A 15,870-nucleotide genomic window follows, 5' to 3' on the forward strand; every position below is an offset into this window, starting at 1 on the left:
GAATTTAAAGGTTCATATAGTTTTCAAAAATAAAAAGGGGCCGTTTGGTAGTATGTTTATTATTTAATAATACAGTTTTACCATCTTTTGTAAAGTGCAATTTTTCTCCCCCAGCAAATGACACTTCCTCCGGTGTAACTGATGGGTTTAACCACCTTATGTTTCCTTTATTAACAAAGACCTTCATTTCTTTTTTCTCAATTGTCTGAATTTGTAAAGAAGAGTTTCCCTCAAGCATCAAATACCCATTTGGAGTTTCAATTAATAAGTGTTCATCCGGCTCAGTACTTACTTCAGCAGTGCCATTTATTTTAATCCATTTGGTTGATGCAAAGCTTAATGAATCGAATTCAAAATATGAGTTTTTAGTAAGATTGACCTGACTGCCATCTGATAACACAAAACTTTGTGCAGGGCTATTGGAATCAATTGAATCGAGAACCCAGAAGGCCAAAGAAAACAGCAATAATAAACTTGCTGCTGCCCAGTACCATTTTGTGTTGCGTTTCGGGCTAGAAGAAGGAAGGCTGATTTCATTGAAATCTTCGACAACCTGATTGAAAAAAACTGAATTTCGTTCAGATTCACCTATCCAATTCATCAACTCTTCCTCCTCCTTTGTTGATAGTTTACCCTCTAAATAGCCCCATATTTTTGAATAAGAGTTTTTCATTTTTTTAATTCTATATAGTAGAGGAAGAATTGTCTCTTTACCCCTAATGATCGCTTAGATATTTTTTAATTTTTTTGATGGCAATGGTGACCTGGTTTTCTACTGTCTTCTTGCTAAGCTTTAAATAGTCAGAAATCTCTCGATGAGTTAAGCCATCATCAACTTTTAGCCGCATAATTTTTTTGCACTTTGGAGGGAGGGAATCGATTGCTGTTCGCAATTGTATTAATCTGTTCTCATTAGTTTCCACTAGCCTTTTCTCTTCTGCTTCCGATTTGAGAAATTGGAGATTGACTTCCTTTTGTTTCTTTTCTTGAGCTAAGATGGCGTAAGCTTCAAATTTGGTGCATTGAATGAGGTAAGGATAGGGTTTTTCGATTTCTGATAATTTGTCAGAAGCCCATAATCTACGGAAAACGTTGTGTACGGCTTCCTCAGCATTTTCCTGAGAACGCATTAAAGCAAAAGCAAACTTAATTAGCTTTTCTTGGTAATCCTGATAAAATTGTTGAATGAGTTTCTGTTTCAATTCAATTTTTATAATTAGAGAAAAAAATTTCTAGACCCCCCTAAAAGAAGGCAAGAAAAATTTAATCTTATAATCCTTGAACGATTTCCTTTTTCAGAAACTTGAGGCTCCACATTCCCCTAAGGTCACCAACTTTATAACCAATGGCTTTATCATTTGGATATTCCTGCTTTAAGATGGCCTGAACCTCTTTAGAAATTTGGCTTGAGCTGCCATGGCAATTCAAACAAAGCTCAGAGGGTATTTTTATGGGATTATTGTAAAGTATTGTGTCTCCTGGGCGGATAAATTGAACGTTTGCTGCGATATCATCACCTTGTTTAACTGAATATTCGTAAGCTTCTAAAACTTGCTTTTCTATAACAGATGGAATGTTTTTAGGATTTCTGTTTTTGTTGCTGACCCTTTTTAGAAAAACTTTGTATTCATTCGCTAAACTATCCGTTAGTGGATAAGCCTGCATACTGCAAAACTTAGCAGCGGCTTTATATCCACCTTCGGCATATTGTTGGGATATTTTGCTCATGAATACGGAAGCTGCTTGTTTCGTGATAGAATCCCCAAGCTTTCTTGTTCTGTTGATGATGTCAGCTTCAGAAACTCTTTTTACTTCTCTTTTTTCTTGAGTATCCTCAATTCGTTTGGGTCTTCTTTTTTCAGTCGAAAAACCACAAGCCCAAACTATCAAAAGAACCATGGCCAATGATAATTTGGTTGAAAAAGACATATTATATTAATTCTTCATTTGAAACTACAGCTCCTATCATCAGATAACTGCTTCCACCAGAATCTTGACTACTCAATGGCCCACAAGAAAATTGAGCATTTACTATATCTCCTGTCTTGTTCTTTAGTTTTAGAACACCGGACCACGTCTTACCAGCTTCTAAAGATCCCTTCAATGATTTTAAAGCATCTTTGGATTCAACTATTTTAGACAATTCATTTCCACTTAAATCAGAAGAAGAGTAGCCTAATTTATCTGAAACCACGTTGTTGGTGCTATTAATATAAAAAGAACCATCAAGTTCAACCATCATATTGGTGTAGTTGATGATTTTTTCCTTGTCTTCCCTTTCACGTTGAGCACGCTCCATTTCTTCTTGTGTTGCCTGAAGCTCCTCCATGTTTTGACGCATCTCCTCTTCTTGTGAACGCATTTGCTCTGTCATCTCTCTCGATTCTTCCAGCAATTTGGAAGTTCTTTCATTGATTTTTACAGAAGAAATAGTAGATGCAATGTTTTCAGCAATTTTCTCGACAAATTCCCGTTCGTGTTCAGCGAATTCATTGAATGAGGCGAGCTCTATTATGCCGTAAGTTTCATCATTAACCTTCAATGGGACAATTAATACACTATTTGGATTTGCTTCGCCCAATCCTGAAGTAATCATCACATAGTCCTGAGGAACTTCGGTCATATAGATGGTTTCAGCTTCTAACCAGGCTTGACCTGTTAAGCCTTCACCTTCGTAGATTTTTTGCTCTAAGTATTTCTTTTTATCCCATGCATAGCAGGCAGTTAATTCTAAGAATGGATCATCATCGTCCTCTCTATTTATAACAAAAATACCCCCTTGATTGGACTTGGTATATTTCACTAAATTTGAAATAATATCATCTGAAAGAAGGGAAATATTATCATTGTTTTTTCTTAAAATATCTCCGAACATGGCCAAGCCTTCTGTTGACCAATTACGTTTTTTATCTTCCTCTGCCACTTTACGCAAGTTGCCCCTCATGTTAATAAGAGCATTTCCTAGAACATCTTCCTCACTTAAAGGCTCATAATCGGAATCGTATTTTCCATTACCGATATTTTCAGCGAAATATGAGGTGTCTTTTAGTCCATCTACTAATTGACCCACAGCCACAGCCATTTCACCAATTTCATCATTACCGAATTTCCTATCATTATTTTCAGGTAGTATTCCTTTTCCTAGTTTTACAATGATATCTTTAATGTAATTTACAGGTTTAGTGATAGAGGAAGCCAACCAGAAAGCGCCTATTAATCCTAATACGATAAAGACTATTCCTAGAATAATAGATGTGTTTCTCAAACTATTGGAGGAATCTAATACATTGGCTTCATATTGTTCCGATTCATTTTGTTTTTGTACAAGAATCTCGTTCAGGTGTGCAACTACAGTATCTGTTCTTGGGATAACTTCTCTTTCAATTGTTTCCGAAGCCATAAATTTCACGATGGGATCCTCATAATCTTCGAAAGTCACTAAACTTTCCATCACCTCTTTCTGAACGGCTAGCAAGTCCTCAAATTCTGAGAAAACAGTATCCATTTCGAGCTTTTGTTCTTTGTTATCCCAGTTTTCTTTTAAAGTGGTAATCTTTTCTTTCATGGCAGGATATTCCTCTTCATGAATAGCTCGCAAACTTTGTTTGTCGGTTTCGCCACTTTGGAGGTGCACCCAGTTGGTTACTAGCATTTTTGATCTGATAATCAGAAGGTTGAAATCTTTAATGCTGGTTAAAGAAGGCTTAATTACATTGGAATTAGTTGCGGTTAAATTACTGTTTTGAGAGACAGTAAATATGGTGATACCAGCATAAACAATAAATATTAATATAAGGGTTATAAACCCACCCAATATCTTATTACCAATAGTAAATCGAAAGTTTTTCATCTTTTGGCCTTTAAAAATTATTCTTTTTTAAACTTAATGAATTTTATTGAATTATAAATTCAATCCAATATTTATGCATCTTGTTTTATGTAATATTTAATTTATTTCTTCTCCAAAACGAGTTAGTTCTTGAGACATTTTTAAACCTGAACTTTCCAGTTTCTGAGTATTTACTTCAAATCGTAATTTGCCATTTACATCCTTAAAGTTTATCATGGCTCCATTTCTTGCCATGCCTTCAGATTCGGTCACTAACAAACATGGCTGGTTATTTAGTGCAGTCTTAATAGCTCCGAAGTTTTGGTTTTGTTCCGAAGGAATAAATAATATATGATAAAAGTCACCTGCGTTTACTTTGTCAAGCTGAACGACCTTTATATTTCTCTCGCCTACTTTTTTAATTTCTGCCATTTCTTTTAATAATGGCGTAATTGCTGATTCTCCCATTACCGCTATGATAAAATCACCTTTCTTTTTTTCTTGTGGCCAATCAATATATTTTGTAAAACTGTAAAAAAACACCTTATGAAATCGGTAGTTCTTTTCTTGAGCGGTACTGACCTTTGCTATAAAAAGGAATATTAATAATAAGGGAACGATTTTTAAGTGACGCATCCGTTAATGAGTTTCTCTGATTCTTTAATTTTTAATGCAAGTTATATTATACAAGCGTAATTTAACCTACTTCTATTTATTTTTAAAGTGAAAAAGTAGTCATTTTTCAGTGAAAAAAGAAGTAATAATCGCTGAACAGCATTGAAAATCCTTTGAATTCTACTGGCAACTTATATTTATGTTAAAATATGATGTGTTTTGGGCTTTACTCTATTGATTAATATTTAGTAGTTTTGCATAGATAAATTGATTGCTTGATGTTAGACAGACTAGAACGTATGAAAGAACGCTTTCAGGAAGTGGGCCAACTAATGGTTCAGCCTGATGCTATGGCCGACATGAAAAAATTTACCGAACTCAGTAAAGAATATGCTGATTTGGAAAAGGTAGTGGAGGTCTACGATGCCTATACCAAAGTTTTAGATGATATTAAGCAAGCCAAGAATATTTTGGAGAACGAAAAAGAACCTGAATTTAGGGAAATGGCCAAAATGGAGTGGGAGGAGTTAAAACCAGAAAGAGATAGGCTTGAGGAGGAATTGAAGAAAATGTTGATCCCCAAAGATCCTAATGATTCTAAAAATGCGGTCTTGGAAATCAGGGCCGGAACTGGGGGCGATGAAGCGGCCATCTTTGCTGGCGATCTTTTTAAAATGTATCAGCGCTTCTGTGATAAAAATGGTTTGAATCTAACTGTCCTCGATTTAACTTTTGGAACTGCTGGCGGATATAAAGAAATTATTAGTACCGTGACAGGAAAAAATGCATATGGAACTTTAAAGTATGAGTCTGGTGTGCATAGAGTCCAAAGAGTGCCACAAACGGAAACCCAAGGAAGAGTACATACTTCAGCTGCTACAGTTGCTGTTTTGCCTGAAATTGATGATGTTGAGGTAGAAATTGACATGAATGATGTTAGAAAAGATACTTATTGTTCATCGGGGCCTGGGGGACAGTCTGTAAACACTACTTATTCTGCCGTTAGATTAACTCATGAACCAACTGGACTAGTAGTAACTTGTCAGGACCAGAAGTCACAAATTAAAAACTTTGATAAAGCACTAAGAGTATTGCGTTCTCGTTTGTATGAAATAGAGTTAGCAAAACAAAATGAGGAAGTAGGCGCACAAAGAAGAAGTATTGTACGTAGTGGTGACCGATCAGATAAAATTAGAACTTACAACTATCCTCAAGGAAGGGTAACGGATCACAGAATCAACTATACAGTTCATAATTTACCGAATATAATGAATGGTGAAATTGAAGACCTTATCGAAAATTTACAGATTGCCGAAAATGCCAGCAAACTGGATGAAACGGCTTAATAAGGCCTTTATATTAGTGGTTAGTGGGCTGTCTATTTTAGCATTTGCCTCTTGTTCCTATGAACCAGAACCAACAACAGAACCTGTAAACCTGATTTTTTCTACGGATACTCTCCAATTTGACACCTTGTTTGCTGAAAGATTAAGCATTACAAAACGTCTAAAAATTAAGAATCCTTCTAGTAAAGCGGTCAAAATTTCAAATATTGAGTTCAGAAATCAAAGTCAAGCATTTCAATTGACTCTAAATGGTAGGACGCAAGCTTCCTTTTCTGATCAGCTACTGTTGGCAGAAGATAGTCTACTATTGTTAGTTTCAGCAAATATTGATCAAGGGAACGAAAATAATCCTTTTGTAATCAGAGATTATTTGGAAGTAGTAAACCAAAACAATGCACAATCAGTAGTTTTTGAAGCCTGGGGTCAAAATGCAAACTATCTTTCGGATACAATATTAGCTTGTAATTCCAGGTGGAATTCGGATAAGCCTTACGTTTTATCAGGTGTAATCCAAGTGGATTCTTCTTGTGTATTGAGCATTGAAGCTGGTGCTCGAATTTACAGTGCGACAGAAACATTTTTAGTAGTAAACGGTAGCTTACAGGCCGAAGGAAATCTAGAAAATCCCATTTTTTTCACTAACGACAGGTTAGATGAACCATTTGCAAGTTCACCTGGACAATGGGGCGGAATTGTTTTTCTGGAAGGAAGTAAGAACAATTATTTTAAATATACTACTATTAAAAATGCTCTTTTTGGAGTTAATTTAAATATTTTTGACCCAGACAATGAGCCAGATTTAACAATGGAGAGTTGTTTTGTGGGAAATATGGCTATATCATCTGTAATTTCTTTAAACAGTGATTTTGCTGCCTTAAATTCTGTTTTTTATAACACTGCTTCAGGTACGGTGTTACACACTGGAGGAGGGAGTGCTTACTATACGCATTGTACTATTGCTAATTATTTTAATAATACTACTCGAGAGGATCCAGCTGCTTTCTTTTCGGATTTAGCTGTAGATAATAATGACAATGAAATTCTGGCAGCAATGGATGTTCAACTGTTGAACAACATCATATATGGAAGAATACCAGATGAAATACAATTTTTTGAGCAACAAGATGGGAACTTAAACTTTTCATTTTCCCATAATTTATTCCGCAGCACCATTGAAGCACTTAGCGAGAACAATTCAATTAGAAACCAAGAACCCTCTTTTGTTGAAGTGGGGAACCAAGATTTTCGCTTGAGAGAAGATTCACCTGCTATTGGTTCAGCCTTGTCCACTGAGATTGCTACTGATATCCAAGGAGAAGTGAGAGGAGCTTCCCCAGATATAGGTGCATACCAGTATGTTAAGATTGAGGAATAAGTAGCCACTTCTAAAAACCCTATTTTATTCCAACCTTTTTAACCTAACTAATGTTAGTTGGGTAAATAATACAAACTTGATTATCTTTGAATTTATTTCAGGAAACGACTAATTAAATATTTATGGATTTTGGATTGAATGAGAACCAACAAATGATCGCACAAATGGTGCGTGATTTTGGCGCAAAGGAAATTACCCCACAAAGAGATCAATGGGATGAAGAACAATATTTCCCAATAGAAGTAATGAAAAAGTTGGGTGAGTTAGGCCTAATGGGCGTTTTAGTGCCACAAGAATATGGTGGCGCTGGTTTTGGTTACGAAGAATATGTTACTGCTATCATGGAGCTTGCAAAAGTAGATCCTTCGATCGGTTTATCTATGGCTGCACACAACTCATTATGTACAGGTCATATTTTGCAATTTGCCAATGATGAACAGAAAAAAAGATGGTTGCCGAAATTAGCAACTGCTGAATGGCTTGGAGCATGGGGCTTAACAGAGCCTAATACTGGTTCAGATGCTGGAAATATGAAAACCACAGCTGTTCAAGATGGTGACTATTGGGTAATCAATGGTGCTAAAAACTGGATTACGCATGGCATATCTAGAGATATTGCGGTAGTTATTGTGAGAACTGGAGAGATTGGTGACTCTCATGGCATGACGGCTTTCGTTATTGAAAATGGAACTGAAGGCTTCAAAGGAGGCCGAAAAGAAAATAAATTAGGAATGCGTTTGTCAGAAACCGCTGAAATGATTTTTGAAGACTGCCGAGTTCATAAAGATAATATATTGGGAAATGTTGGGGAAGGCTTCATCCAAGCCATGAAAGTATTAGATGGCGGAAGGATTTCAATAGCTGCTCTTTCTCTTGGGATTGCGGAAGGTGCTTATGAGGCAGCCTTAGCATATAGTAAAGAAAGGCATCAGTTCAACCAGCCTATATCAAGTTTTCAAGGCATTGCATTTAAGTTGGCAGATATGGCAACTGAACTGGAAGGGGCTAAATTATTAACCTTCCAAGCTGCTGATTTAAAGAACAATGGTAAAAGTGTCACTAAAGAATCTGCAATGGCAAAATATTATGCTTCTGAAGTTGCGGTTAAAAACTCAGTGGAGGCAGTTCAGATTTTTGGTGGATATGGTTATACCAAAGACTATCCTGTTGAAAAATATTATAGAGACTCTAAGCTATGTACGATCGGAGAAGGAACTTCTGAAATTCAGAAACTGGTAATCAGTAGATCTATTTTGAAATAGTTTTAGATAAAAAATATAAAGAGGAAAAGGGGCAAACGCCCCTTTTTTATTTTTTAATAAGTTTAATTGGCTTATAATTCGAGTTAGTGGGTATCAAAAAATACAGCCCTGAGTCTTGTTCCTCTAACGATATAGATATAGTTCTTTCATCAAGATTTATTTTCTTAATAAGTTTACCAGACATATCTACTAAGTAGAAAGATAATGAGTCTTTAAGATCCAATTCAACTTCATTGATAAAGTATTTTCCGCTACTAGGGTTAGGAAAAAAGGTAATGTTTTTAGTTTTTTTACTTTCATTTGCTGTTACAGTTGCATAGCTTACACTAAGCTTGTTAGAAGGCTCAGATATATTTGCCTCATTAAATGCTTCGACATTAAACCAAATTTCATCCGTATTGCTGTCAAACTCTTTTAATTCTTCTTCAGTTAAAATAAGCTCATAGGCAACTGCAGAAGTGTTTGTAGATACAGTTCTTATCCTACTGGATGAGCTTTCTCCAACACCCCAATTTATGTAATAACCATCTTCCGTCTCATTGTTTCCTAGCCACTCAAGAGATATGTTCTTTTTTTCTTGAACATCAGCTAAAATCAAGTTAGGTTTTTTAAGTACAGTGTTTTTTAGGTTAACAATTACGAGATTATTTACAGGCACATCATTCATAAATGAAAACTCTCCTATAGTGTATATAGAGTTATCATGATATCTCATTTGATTTAGATTCCCTTCAAAGCTTAATTCAAAATATTCATCAATTTTTTCTCCTTCTAGGTCATACTTAAAAATTGAATTAGAGACGTTAAATATCACCTTCTTATCATCAGTTAGAAAAAAATTATTTACCACATCGTTATTTGAACTTTCATGAGTATATAAAGTGAGTGTATTGACTTTTTCACCCGTTTTAATGTCGTAAACATAAATCTTATATTCAAGTCCGAAATTGTCGTTTATTATTATTAGCTCTACATCAAATAAGTATAATGAATCACCCACAAGCTTTGCATTTTTATAGGGGTTGATTTGTGGGTCAATTATTTTACTCTCTTTTACTTTGTTTTCTATATCGTATGTGATAATCTGATATTTTTCATTTGTATCAGTACTTTCAAAAACGGCTGTAATGATATTGTCTGAATTAATCTTAATAGTATTAAATGGGTAAATCGCATCCTCTAAAAGGAGTTCAAAATCAGGGTCAAAGGATCCATCTGCTTGAAGTTTTCTTACATAGGGCGTATAGCCTTGTTCGGTAGGTTTTGAATAGGTAATAAAAACATCGTCATTTTCACTTATATTGATACTTATAATACTATAAATACTTTCTTGATAATCGAAGCTATCTTTTTCCTCTCCTGAATAATCAATTATCTTAATATCATTTGTGCTTGTTTGTATTAAGAGTAAGTCTGTATTTTTAAACGGAATTACTCTTTTAGGCTGATCTTGGTTCATATGGTCAGGTTGTTGTTGACCAACGGAGAATTTCATTAAATCAAAATATGAGGTGGCTCCTTGATATAAAAATTTACTTCCAAATACTTCTCCATTCCTACCAATTACAAAATTGCTAATTTGACTAATGTTTTGAGATAATAATATTTCAAATTGTGTGTCTCTAGCGCCATTAATTGAATATCTTTTTAAACCAGATTTTATGATTCCGTTATTATTGCTGTACGATCCGGTTAAAAGATAGAATTTTTGTAAAGCTTTATCAAACGTCAATGAATTATTGGAAAGAAAGGTATGGTCAATAGCAATACTATCCAAAAGATTAAGATCTTTATTAAACATAAATATTTTAGTCTTCCCATTAGATATATCATTTGCGATAATGCTTACTCCCCCATCTTGAAAACCTTTCAAATAATTACTAGTGCTACGAAAACTCCCGCTTTGCTGATAATTATAAATATTCAAATTGATATTTTGCATTATTGTGCCGTCCGGGTTCAATGCCACTGATCCTTTATAGGAGTTATTGTTGATTGAATCAAAATCACCAGTTAGCAGAATTAAGTCTTCAGAAGTAACTTCAAAGTCATAATATAAATTATTGTAGTCACCAGAAGTAAAGTTGGTAAATGCTTCATCAACCGCCCCATCTGGATTAATTTTTACAAGACCTCTAACATTAACATCGTTAATCTCAGAAAATACCCCCGCCACTAATATTTGACCATTTGAGAGCTCCTGTATATTTGGTAAATCCCTTCCCAGACCAATAGGATAGTTTCTGTTTTCATACTTCCCTTTAAATGAGGCATCTTTAGTACCGTCTGAATTTAATAGTATTAATCTATCAGTAAACACTTCAGTTGAGCCATCCGCTTTTTCACTATCACTGTGTATGCCAATACCAGCTAGTAAGATTTTTTCATTTTTTAATACAAGCATTTCATTCAAATATCGCATTTCAGCACCTATGGGTTCAATATGAAAACTTTCATCAATACTCCCATCAGCATTTAATCTCGTAAGCCATATTCTGTAATGATGAACTTCTCTTCCAAGAAGAACTTTCCCGTTCTCCAGAGGAACTATGAATTTAATCTTGTAGTCATTTTCTTCTACTGGGGGACCCTCAGGAGCATTTTCAAGATTAATATCGGCATTGAAAGTGGTATCAAGTACCCCTTCGGAGTTTAGTTTTATCAAATGAGAAGAGGTTGTTTCGACTCCGTCAACCTCCGTAAAGTATCCAGCAACATAAACATTCCCTTGTTGATCGTTGCCAATTGCTTCCACATTTCCGAAGTCCTTTATTCGTGGGCTCCATTGATCATTTACAACTTGTCCTAAAATATGAAAAACATAAATATTAAGTATTAAAATGGTTAGTAGGACTTTTCTCATAGAAGATCTTTTAATGGCGCAATGATTTAGTTTCAAATATAATGATAAAATTATAGAGTCATTTGTTATAGTACAGCTAATCTGTTTTGATTAGTAATCCATCAGCTGGTTTTTTGAAAACATTGAGCATAACAGCTCATCTCATGATTCCTATTGCTAAACAAATATTCGATTAATATATGCTAGAATCATAAAATGCTTCTATCATTAGATTGTAAATAGCGGCTTACAATGGCTTTAGACAAGAGAAGAATGTGTAATTTTTTAAAGTGAATTTCTTGATTGAAAATAGATGGAACTATCAACTGAATTAGGTTTTTCAAAACAATCATTCTACCTTTGCAGTCCTCAAAACAAATAGCTAATTCATTGATAAACAAAAAGCTACTGTTTTGGGAGAAAATTCACGAGAGGAGGTGTAAATTATGATCGTAGTAAACGTAAAAGAAAACGAATCGATTGACAAAGCTTTAAAACGCTTTAAGAAGAAGTTTGAAAAGACTGGTGCTTTAAAAGAAGTACGTTCTCGTCAACACTTTGTGAAACCTTCTGTTGCAAGAAGAAAGGAAGTTATCCGTGCAGCATATAGGCAAAAAATGAGGGATTTAGATAGCTAATTTAAGTTAGCTTTTATCAAATAATTTTATTAAGTTAGTATTCATTCGCTGAATTGCGGAATCGAATACTAACTTTTTTTATGCGCGATACTTTCTTCAAATATCTTCAGTTTGAGAAACGCTACAGTTCTCATACTTTAGTTTCTTACCAAAACGATTTAGATCAATTTTCGAAGTATTTAGAAGATCAATTTCAAACCTGCGACTTACTAAAAGCCGAGCACCGACATATTCGGTCTTGGGTTGTTAATTTGATGCAAGATGGTGTAAAACCCAGAAGCATCAATCGAAAGATTATTGCGCTTCGCAGTTTCTACAAATTTGCCATTTCAAGAGAAGCAATTCACCAAAACCCAACTCAGAAAATAAAGGCATTAAAATCAGCTAAAGAACTACCTCAATTTGTTCAGGAAAAAGAGATGGATAATTTATTGTCTCATATAGTATTTCCAGAGGATTTTGAAGGAAACCGGGATGCGTTGATAATGGAACTGCTATACGGAACTGGCATGAGGTTAGCAGAATTGATTGGTTTGAAAGAAGATGATTTCAATCGACAAGCTGGCACTATAAGAATATTAGGAAAAGGAAATAAAGAAAGAGTAGTGCCGTTTCATCTTGAAATTGGTAGGCGTTTGGATAAGTATATTTTTCATAAAAAAGAATTGTTTTCGCACAACGGGCAGAGCCCTTTAATCGTTTCTAATAATGGAAGCAAAGCCTACCCGATGTTGATAAACAGGATAACAAAAAAATATTTAGATCAGGTCACAACGATCAGTAAAAGAAGCCCTCATGTTCTGAGGCACACTTTTGCAACACATTTATTAAACAAAGGGGCAGATTTGAATGCAGTAAAAGATATGCTGGGACACAGCAGCTTAGCCGCAACACAAGTCTATACCCATAATTCGCTTGACAAACTCAAAAAAGTGTTTGATCAAGCACATCCTAAAGCGTAAGTTTAACCGTAAAACACAAAAATCATGAAGCTACAAATGCATTCGATCCACTTTGACGCAGACGCAAAATTAATTGATTTCATCCAGAAAAGAATTGACAAACTGGAGACCTTCTACGACCGGTTTATTGATGGAGAAGTTTTTTTAAGATTGGACAAGGATTCTAATAACGCAAACAAAATAGTCGAAGTAAAATTAAATATTCCAGGAAACCAGCTATTTGCAAAAGAGAAAAGTGATTCTTTTGAGGCTGGTATAGATAGCGCTTCGGAAGCATTAAGAAGACAAATCAAGAAGTTTAAGGAAAAGCAAATGGCACATTAATTGCACATACATATTACAACAAATAACAAAGCCCGGTTTCGATCGGGCTTTTTATATTTTCTAATGTTACATATATTATATTTGCCTTTTACCAATGTAAATTGAAAACTAAAATCTTTTCTATAGGATTACCCTGAAAACCACCTTGTTTTGTACAGCAGTTTTAAAAGTTTTATGATCAATAAATTAATTATACTCTTCTTGGCAGTTTTATTGGCTTTTGGTGCAAAAGCTCAATATGTGATGGAACAAGATTCATCCATTTTGCTCAATAATATGTATATCCAAATGGAAGTGAATGCTTCTGTAAATGCAATATATAATGCAGAGCATGATAAGGTTGAAAAGGATTTTAAATGGTTACGCTATCGTTTCCCTAACCACCCCTTACCTTATTTTCTTTATGGACTTAATGAATGGTGGAAAATTTTACCCGAACCCTCTTTACATCCCGATAATGAAAAAATGATAGCTTACTTAGATACTGCTCAATTTTATGCGGAGTCAATGTTTGAAAAAGATGAGGAGGACATGGAAGCAGCTTTTTTCTTGGCAGCAATTCATGGTTTTAAAGGACGCTTTTATGCAGAAAACCAAAGTTGGACGAAAGCAACTTTTGCCGCAAAAAAAGCCTTGGATTTTATGGAAATCAGCAAGAACAATAAAAATCTGAGTCCGGAATTTCTTTTTGGGGATGCTTTATATAATTACTATGTAGAGTGGGTGCCAGAACATTATCCTATTCTAAAGCCAGTATTAAGGTTTTTCGAGGATGGAGATAAAGAGTTAGGTGTAAAACAATTAACTCAGGTTGCCCAAAATGCTTTTTACACACGAACTGAGGCACAATATTTTTTAATGAGAATATGGGCTTTGGACGAAGGCGAATTGCAAAAAGGACTACAGTTGTCGGAGTACTTACACGAAACCTATCCTCAAAACGCATATTTTCACCGGTTTTATGCTAGGTTGCTGTATACAGCAGGAAAAATTAATGATGCTGAGCGAGAATGTTTAGAAATTTTCCAGCGTATTGACAGTGCTAAAGCCGGATATGGTGGAACCTCAGGTAGATATGCAGGTTTCTTTTTAGGTCAAATTTATGAGCGTAAGCAAAACTTAGATGAAGCAAAGCATTATTACAAAAGAGCAATGTTAGCATCTGAAAGTGTAGAGGAAGAGGAAGCAGGCTATTATTTGTATAGTATTTACCATCTTGGACTAATTGCAGAAGAGCAGGGAGATGAAGAACTAGCAAAGGAATATTATAAGAAAACAAAAAGTAAAGCCAGCAGAAAGCAAGGCGTTCATAAAAATGCACGAGATAAGCTGAAAGATTTGTAGTTTAGAGCAGTGAAACCCATTGATTTTATTATAGCGCCTCTTACCCTTTTTGTATTATTGCTATTGGGTTATTTTTTAAGAGAAGTATCAGCCACTGAAGAAACTAAAAAATATTTCTTTCCTGCACTTCTATTAAAAATGGTGGGAGCTATTGGAGTTGGTTTGATTTACCAATTTTATTATGGCGGAGGTGACACCTTTAGTTATTATACTCATGGAGCAGCACATATAGTTAATGCGTTTTATGAAAATTTTTCAGCGGGCTTAAAGCTTTTAACTGCAAATGGAGAATTTGATGCTGATACCTATAAATACTCTTCTAAAATTTGGATGTATCGAGACCAGACATCCTACTTTATAGTCAGAATAGCTGCTATTTTTGGAGTTCTAACCTACAATACTTATTCTTCGGTTGCCTTATTATTTGCTTTTTTCTCTTTTTGGGGTTTATGGTTAATGTACCAATCATTTTACAAAATCTATCCTGAATTAAATAAGTGGCTTGCCATTTCTATTTTTTTCGTACCTACTGTTTTCTTTTGGGGCTCAGGAATTTTGAAAGATACTGTCACGCTAGGAGCAACAGGTTTTTTGGTTTATGCTTTTATACAATTAGTATTTGAAAGAAAAAACATCATCTGGAATAGTATACTATTGAGTTTGTCAATTTATATAATTGTTTCAGTGAAGCTATATATATTCTTAAGCCTAATGCCAGCTTTAATACTGTGGTTTTTCTTGTATAGAATTGGAAGAATTCGATCCACTGTTGCAAGAGCCATAGTTGCCCCAGTTATGTTAGTAGTGGGCATATTCTTAGCCTATTATGTTGCACTTAAGGCTGGTGAAGATAATAAAAGATATGCTTTAGATCAGATTGCTGAAACTGCTCAAGTAACGGCTTATGACATCCGATATTGGACGGGAAAAGACGCAGGTTCTGGCTACTCATTAGGGGAATTGGATGGTACTTTTGCTAGCATGATAAAATTGGCTCCTCAAGCTATTAATGTAGCATTATTTCGTCCCTATCTATGGGAAGTAAACAATCCGCTTATGTTACTGTCCGCCTTGGAAGCGTTATTTTTATTGGGCTTGACTATCCGGCTCTTCTACCGAAACAAATTAGTGCATATCGGACAAAGTCTTAAGTCTCCCATAATTCTTTTTTGCTTAGGTTTTGCTATTATTTTTGCTTTTGGGGTGGGGATTTCAACCTATAATTTTGGAACCCTGTCTCGTTATAGAATCGTGATGGTACCGTTCTTTCTTATTGCTCTTTTTCTGTTGGATTTTCATGCCCAATCAAAAAAAACAGAAAAAATTGAATAAG

Annotated in this window: 14 protein-coding genes; 8 read left to right on the forward strand and 6 right to left on the reverse strand. The window is 34.9% G+C overall.

Annotated features, from left to right (window positions below; translation table 11 throughout):
• Window positions 1–4: 4 nt before the first annotated feature.
• The 5 genes from FTRAC_RS12000 to FTRAC_RS12020 form a co-directional block, all read right to left on the reverse strand.
• Window positions 5–673, reverse strand: a complete 669-nt coding sequence (locus tag FTRAC_RS12000; protein WP_013454522.1) for a FecR domain-containing protein — start codon at window positions 671–673, stop codon at window positions 5–7.
• A gap of 43 nt (window positions 674–716) precedes the next feature.
• Complete coding sequence (locus FTRAC_RS12005) at window positions 717–1,202, reverse strand: RNA polymerase sigma factor (protein WP_013454523.1); 486 nt, start codon at window positions 1,200–1,202, stop codon at window positions 717–719.
• 67 nt (window positions 1,203–1,269) lie between these two features.
• Complete coding sequence (locus FTRAC_RS12010) at window positions 1,270–1,929, reverse strand: Tll0287-like domain-containing protein (RefSeq protein ID WP_013454524.1); 660 nt, start codon at window positions 1,927–1,929, stop codon at window positions 1,270–1,272.
• Window position 1,930: 1 nt separating this feature from the next.
• Entirely contained in the window at window positions 1,931–3,850 is a 1,920-nt protein-coding gene (locus tag FTRAC_RS12015) for a GAF domain-containing protein (RefSeq protein ID WP_013454525.1), read from the reverse strand.
• A 96-nt stretch (window positions 3,851–3,946) separates the two neighbouring features.
• Window positions 3,947–4,465: a YfiR family protein gene (locus FTRAC_RS12020; RefSeq protein ID WP_013454526.1), complete on the reverse strand. Its 519-nt coding sequence runs from the start codon at window positions 4,463–4,465 to the stop codon at window positions 3,947–3,949.
• Between the two features lie 257 nt (window positions 4,466–4,722).
• Between FTRAC_RS12020 and prfA the strand changes: the two genes are divergently transcribed.
• From prfA to FTRAC_RS12035, 3 genes are all read left to right on the forward strand, one after another.
• Window positions 4,723–5,790, forward strand: a complete 1,068-nt coding sequence (gene prfA / locus FTRAC_RS12025; RefSeq protein WP_013454527.1) for a peptide chain release factor 1 — start codon at window positions 4,723–4,725, stop codon at window positions 5,788–5,790.
• Window positions 5,777–7,165, forward strand: coding sequence for a choice-of-anchor Q domain-containing protein (locus FTRAC_RS12030; protein WP_041649805.1), 1,389 nt, complete (start codon window positions 5,777–5,779; stop codon window positions 7,163–7,165). Before prfA ends, FTRAC_RS12030 begins: the two co-directional genes overlap by 14 nt.
• Window positions 7,166–7,287: 122 nt before the next feature.
• Entirely contained in the window at window positions 7,288–8,427 is a 1,140-nt protein-coding gene (locus tag FTRAC_RS12035) for an acyl-CoA dehydrogenase family protein (protein WP_013454529.1), read from the forward strand.
• Between the two features lie 46 nt (window positions 8,428–8,473).
• On the opposite strand, the gene FTRAC_RS12040 is transcribed toward FTRAC_RS12035, so the two are convergent.
• Entirely contained in the window at window positions 8,474–11,290 is a 2,817-nt protein-coding gene (locus tag FTRAC_RS12040) for a T9SS type A sorting domain-containing protein (protein WP_013454530.1), read from the reverse strand.
• Window positions 11,291–11,715: 425 nt separating this feature from the next.
• On the opposite strand from FTRAC_RS12040, the gene rpsU reads away from it, so the two are divergent.
• The 5 genes from rpsU to FTRAC_RS12065 all read left to right on the forward strand — a co-directional run bounded on the left by rpsU (window position 11,716) and on the right by FTRAC_RS12065 (window position 15,869).
• Entirely contained in the window at window positions 11,716–11,907 is a 192-nt protein-coding gene (gene rpsU / locus FTRAC_RS12045; protein WP_013454531.1) for a 30S ribosomal protein S21, read from the forward strand.
• 80 nt (window positions 11,908–11,987) lie between these two features.
• The gene (locus FTRAC_RS12050; protein ID WP_013454532.1) at window positions 11,988–12,869 is read left to right on the forward strand and encodes a tyrosine-type recombinase/integrase; all 882 of its coding nucleotides are present in this window, start codon (window positions 11,988–11,990) and stop codon (window positions 12,867–12,869) included.
• A 24-nt stretch (window positions 12,870–12,893) separates the two neighbouring features.
• Window positions 12,894–13,193 carry a ribosome hibernation-promoting factor, HPF/YfiA family gene (gene hpf / locus FTRAC_RS12055; RefSeq protein ID WP_013454533.1) on the forward strand — a complete coding sequence of 100 codons (300 nt, stop codon included), beginning with the start codon at window positions 12,894–12,896 and terminating at the stop codon, window positions 13,191–13,193.
• A 174-nt stretch (window positions 13,194–13,367) separates the two neighbouring features.
• Window positions 13,368–14,537 carry a tetratricopeptide repeat protein gene (locus FTRAC_RS12060; protein ID WP_013454534.1) on the forward strand — a complete coding sequence of 390 codons (1,170 nt, stop codon included), beginning with the start codon at window positions 13,368–13,370 and terminating at the stop codon, window positions 14,535–14,537.
• A 9-nt stretch (window positions 14,538–14,546) separates the two neighbouring features.
• Window positions 14,547–15,869, forward strand: a complete 1,323-nt coding sequence (locus FTRAC_RS12065; protein ID WP_013454535.1) for a hypothetical protein — start codon at window positions 14,547–14,549, stop codon at window positions 15,867–15,869.
• Window position 15,870: the final 1 nt, after the last annotated feature.

This window comes from Marivirga tractuosa DSM 4126, from assembly GCF_000183425.1.
Taxonomy (GTDB): Bacteria; Bacteroidota; Bacteroidia; order Cytophagales; family Cyclobacteriaceae; genus Marivirga; species Marivirga tractuosa.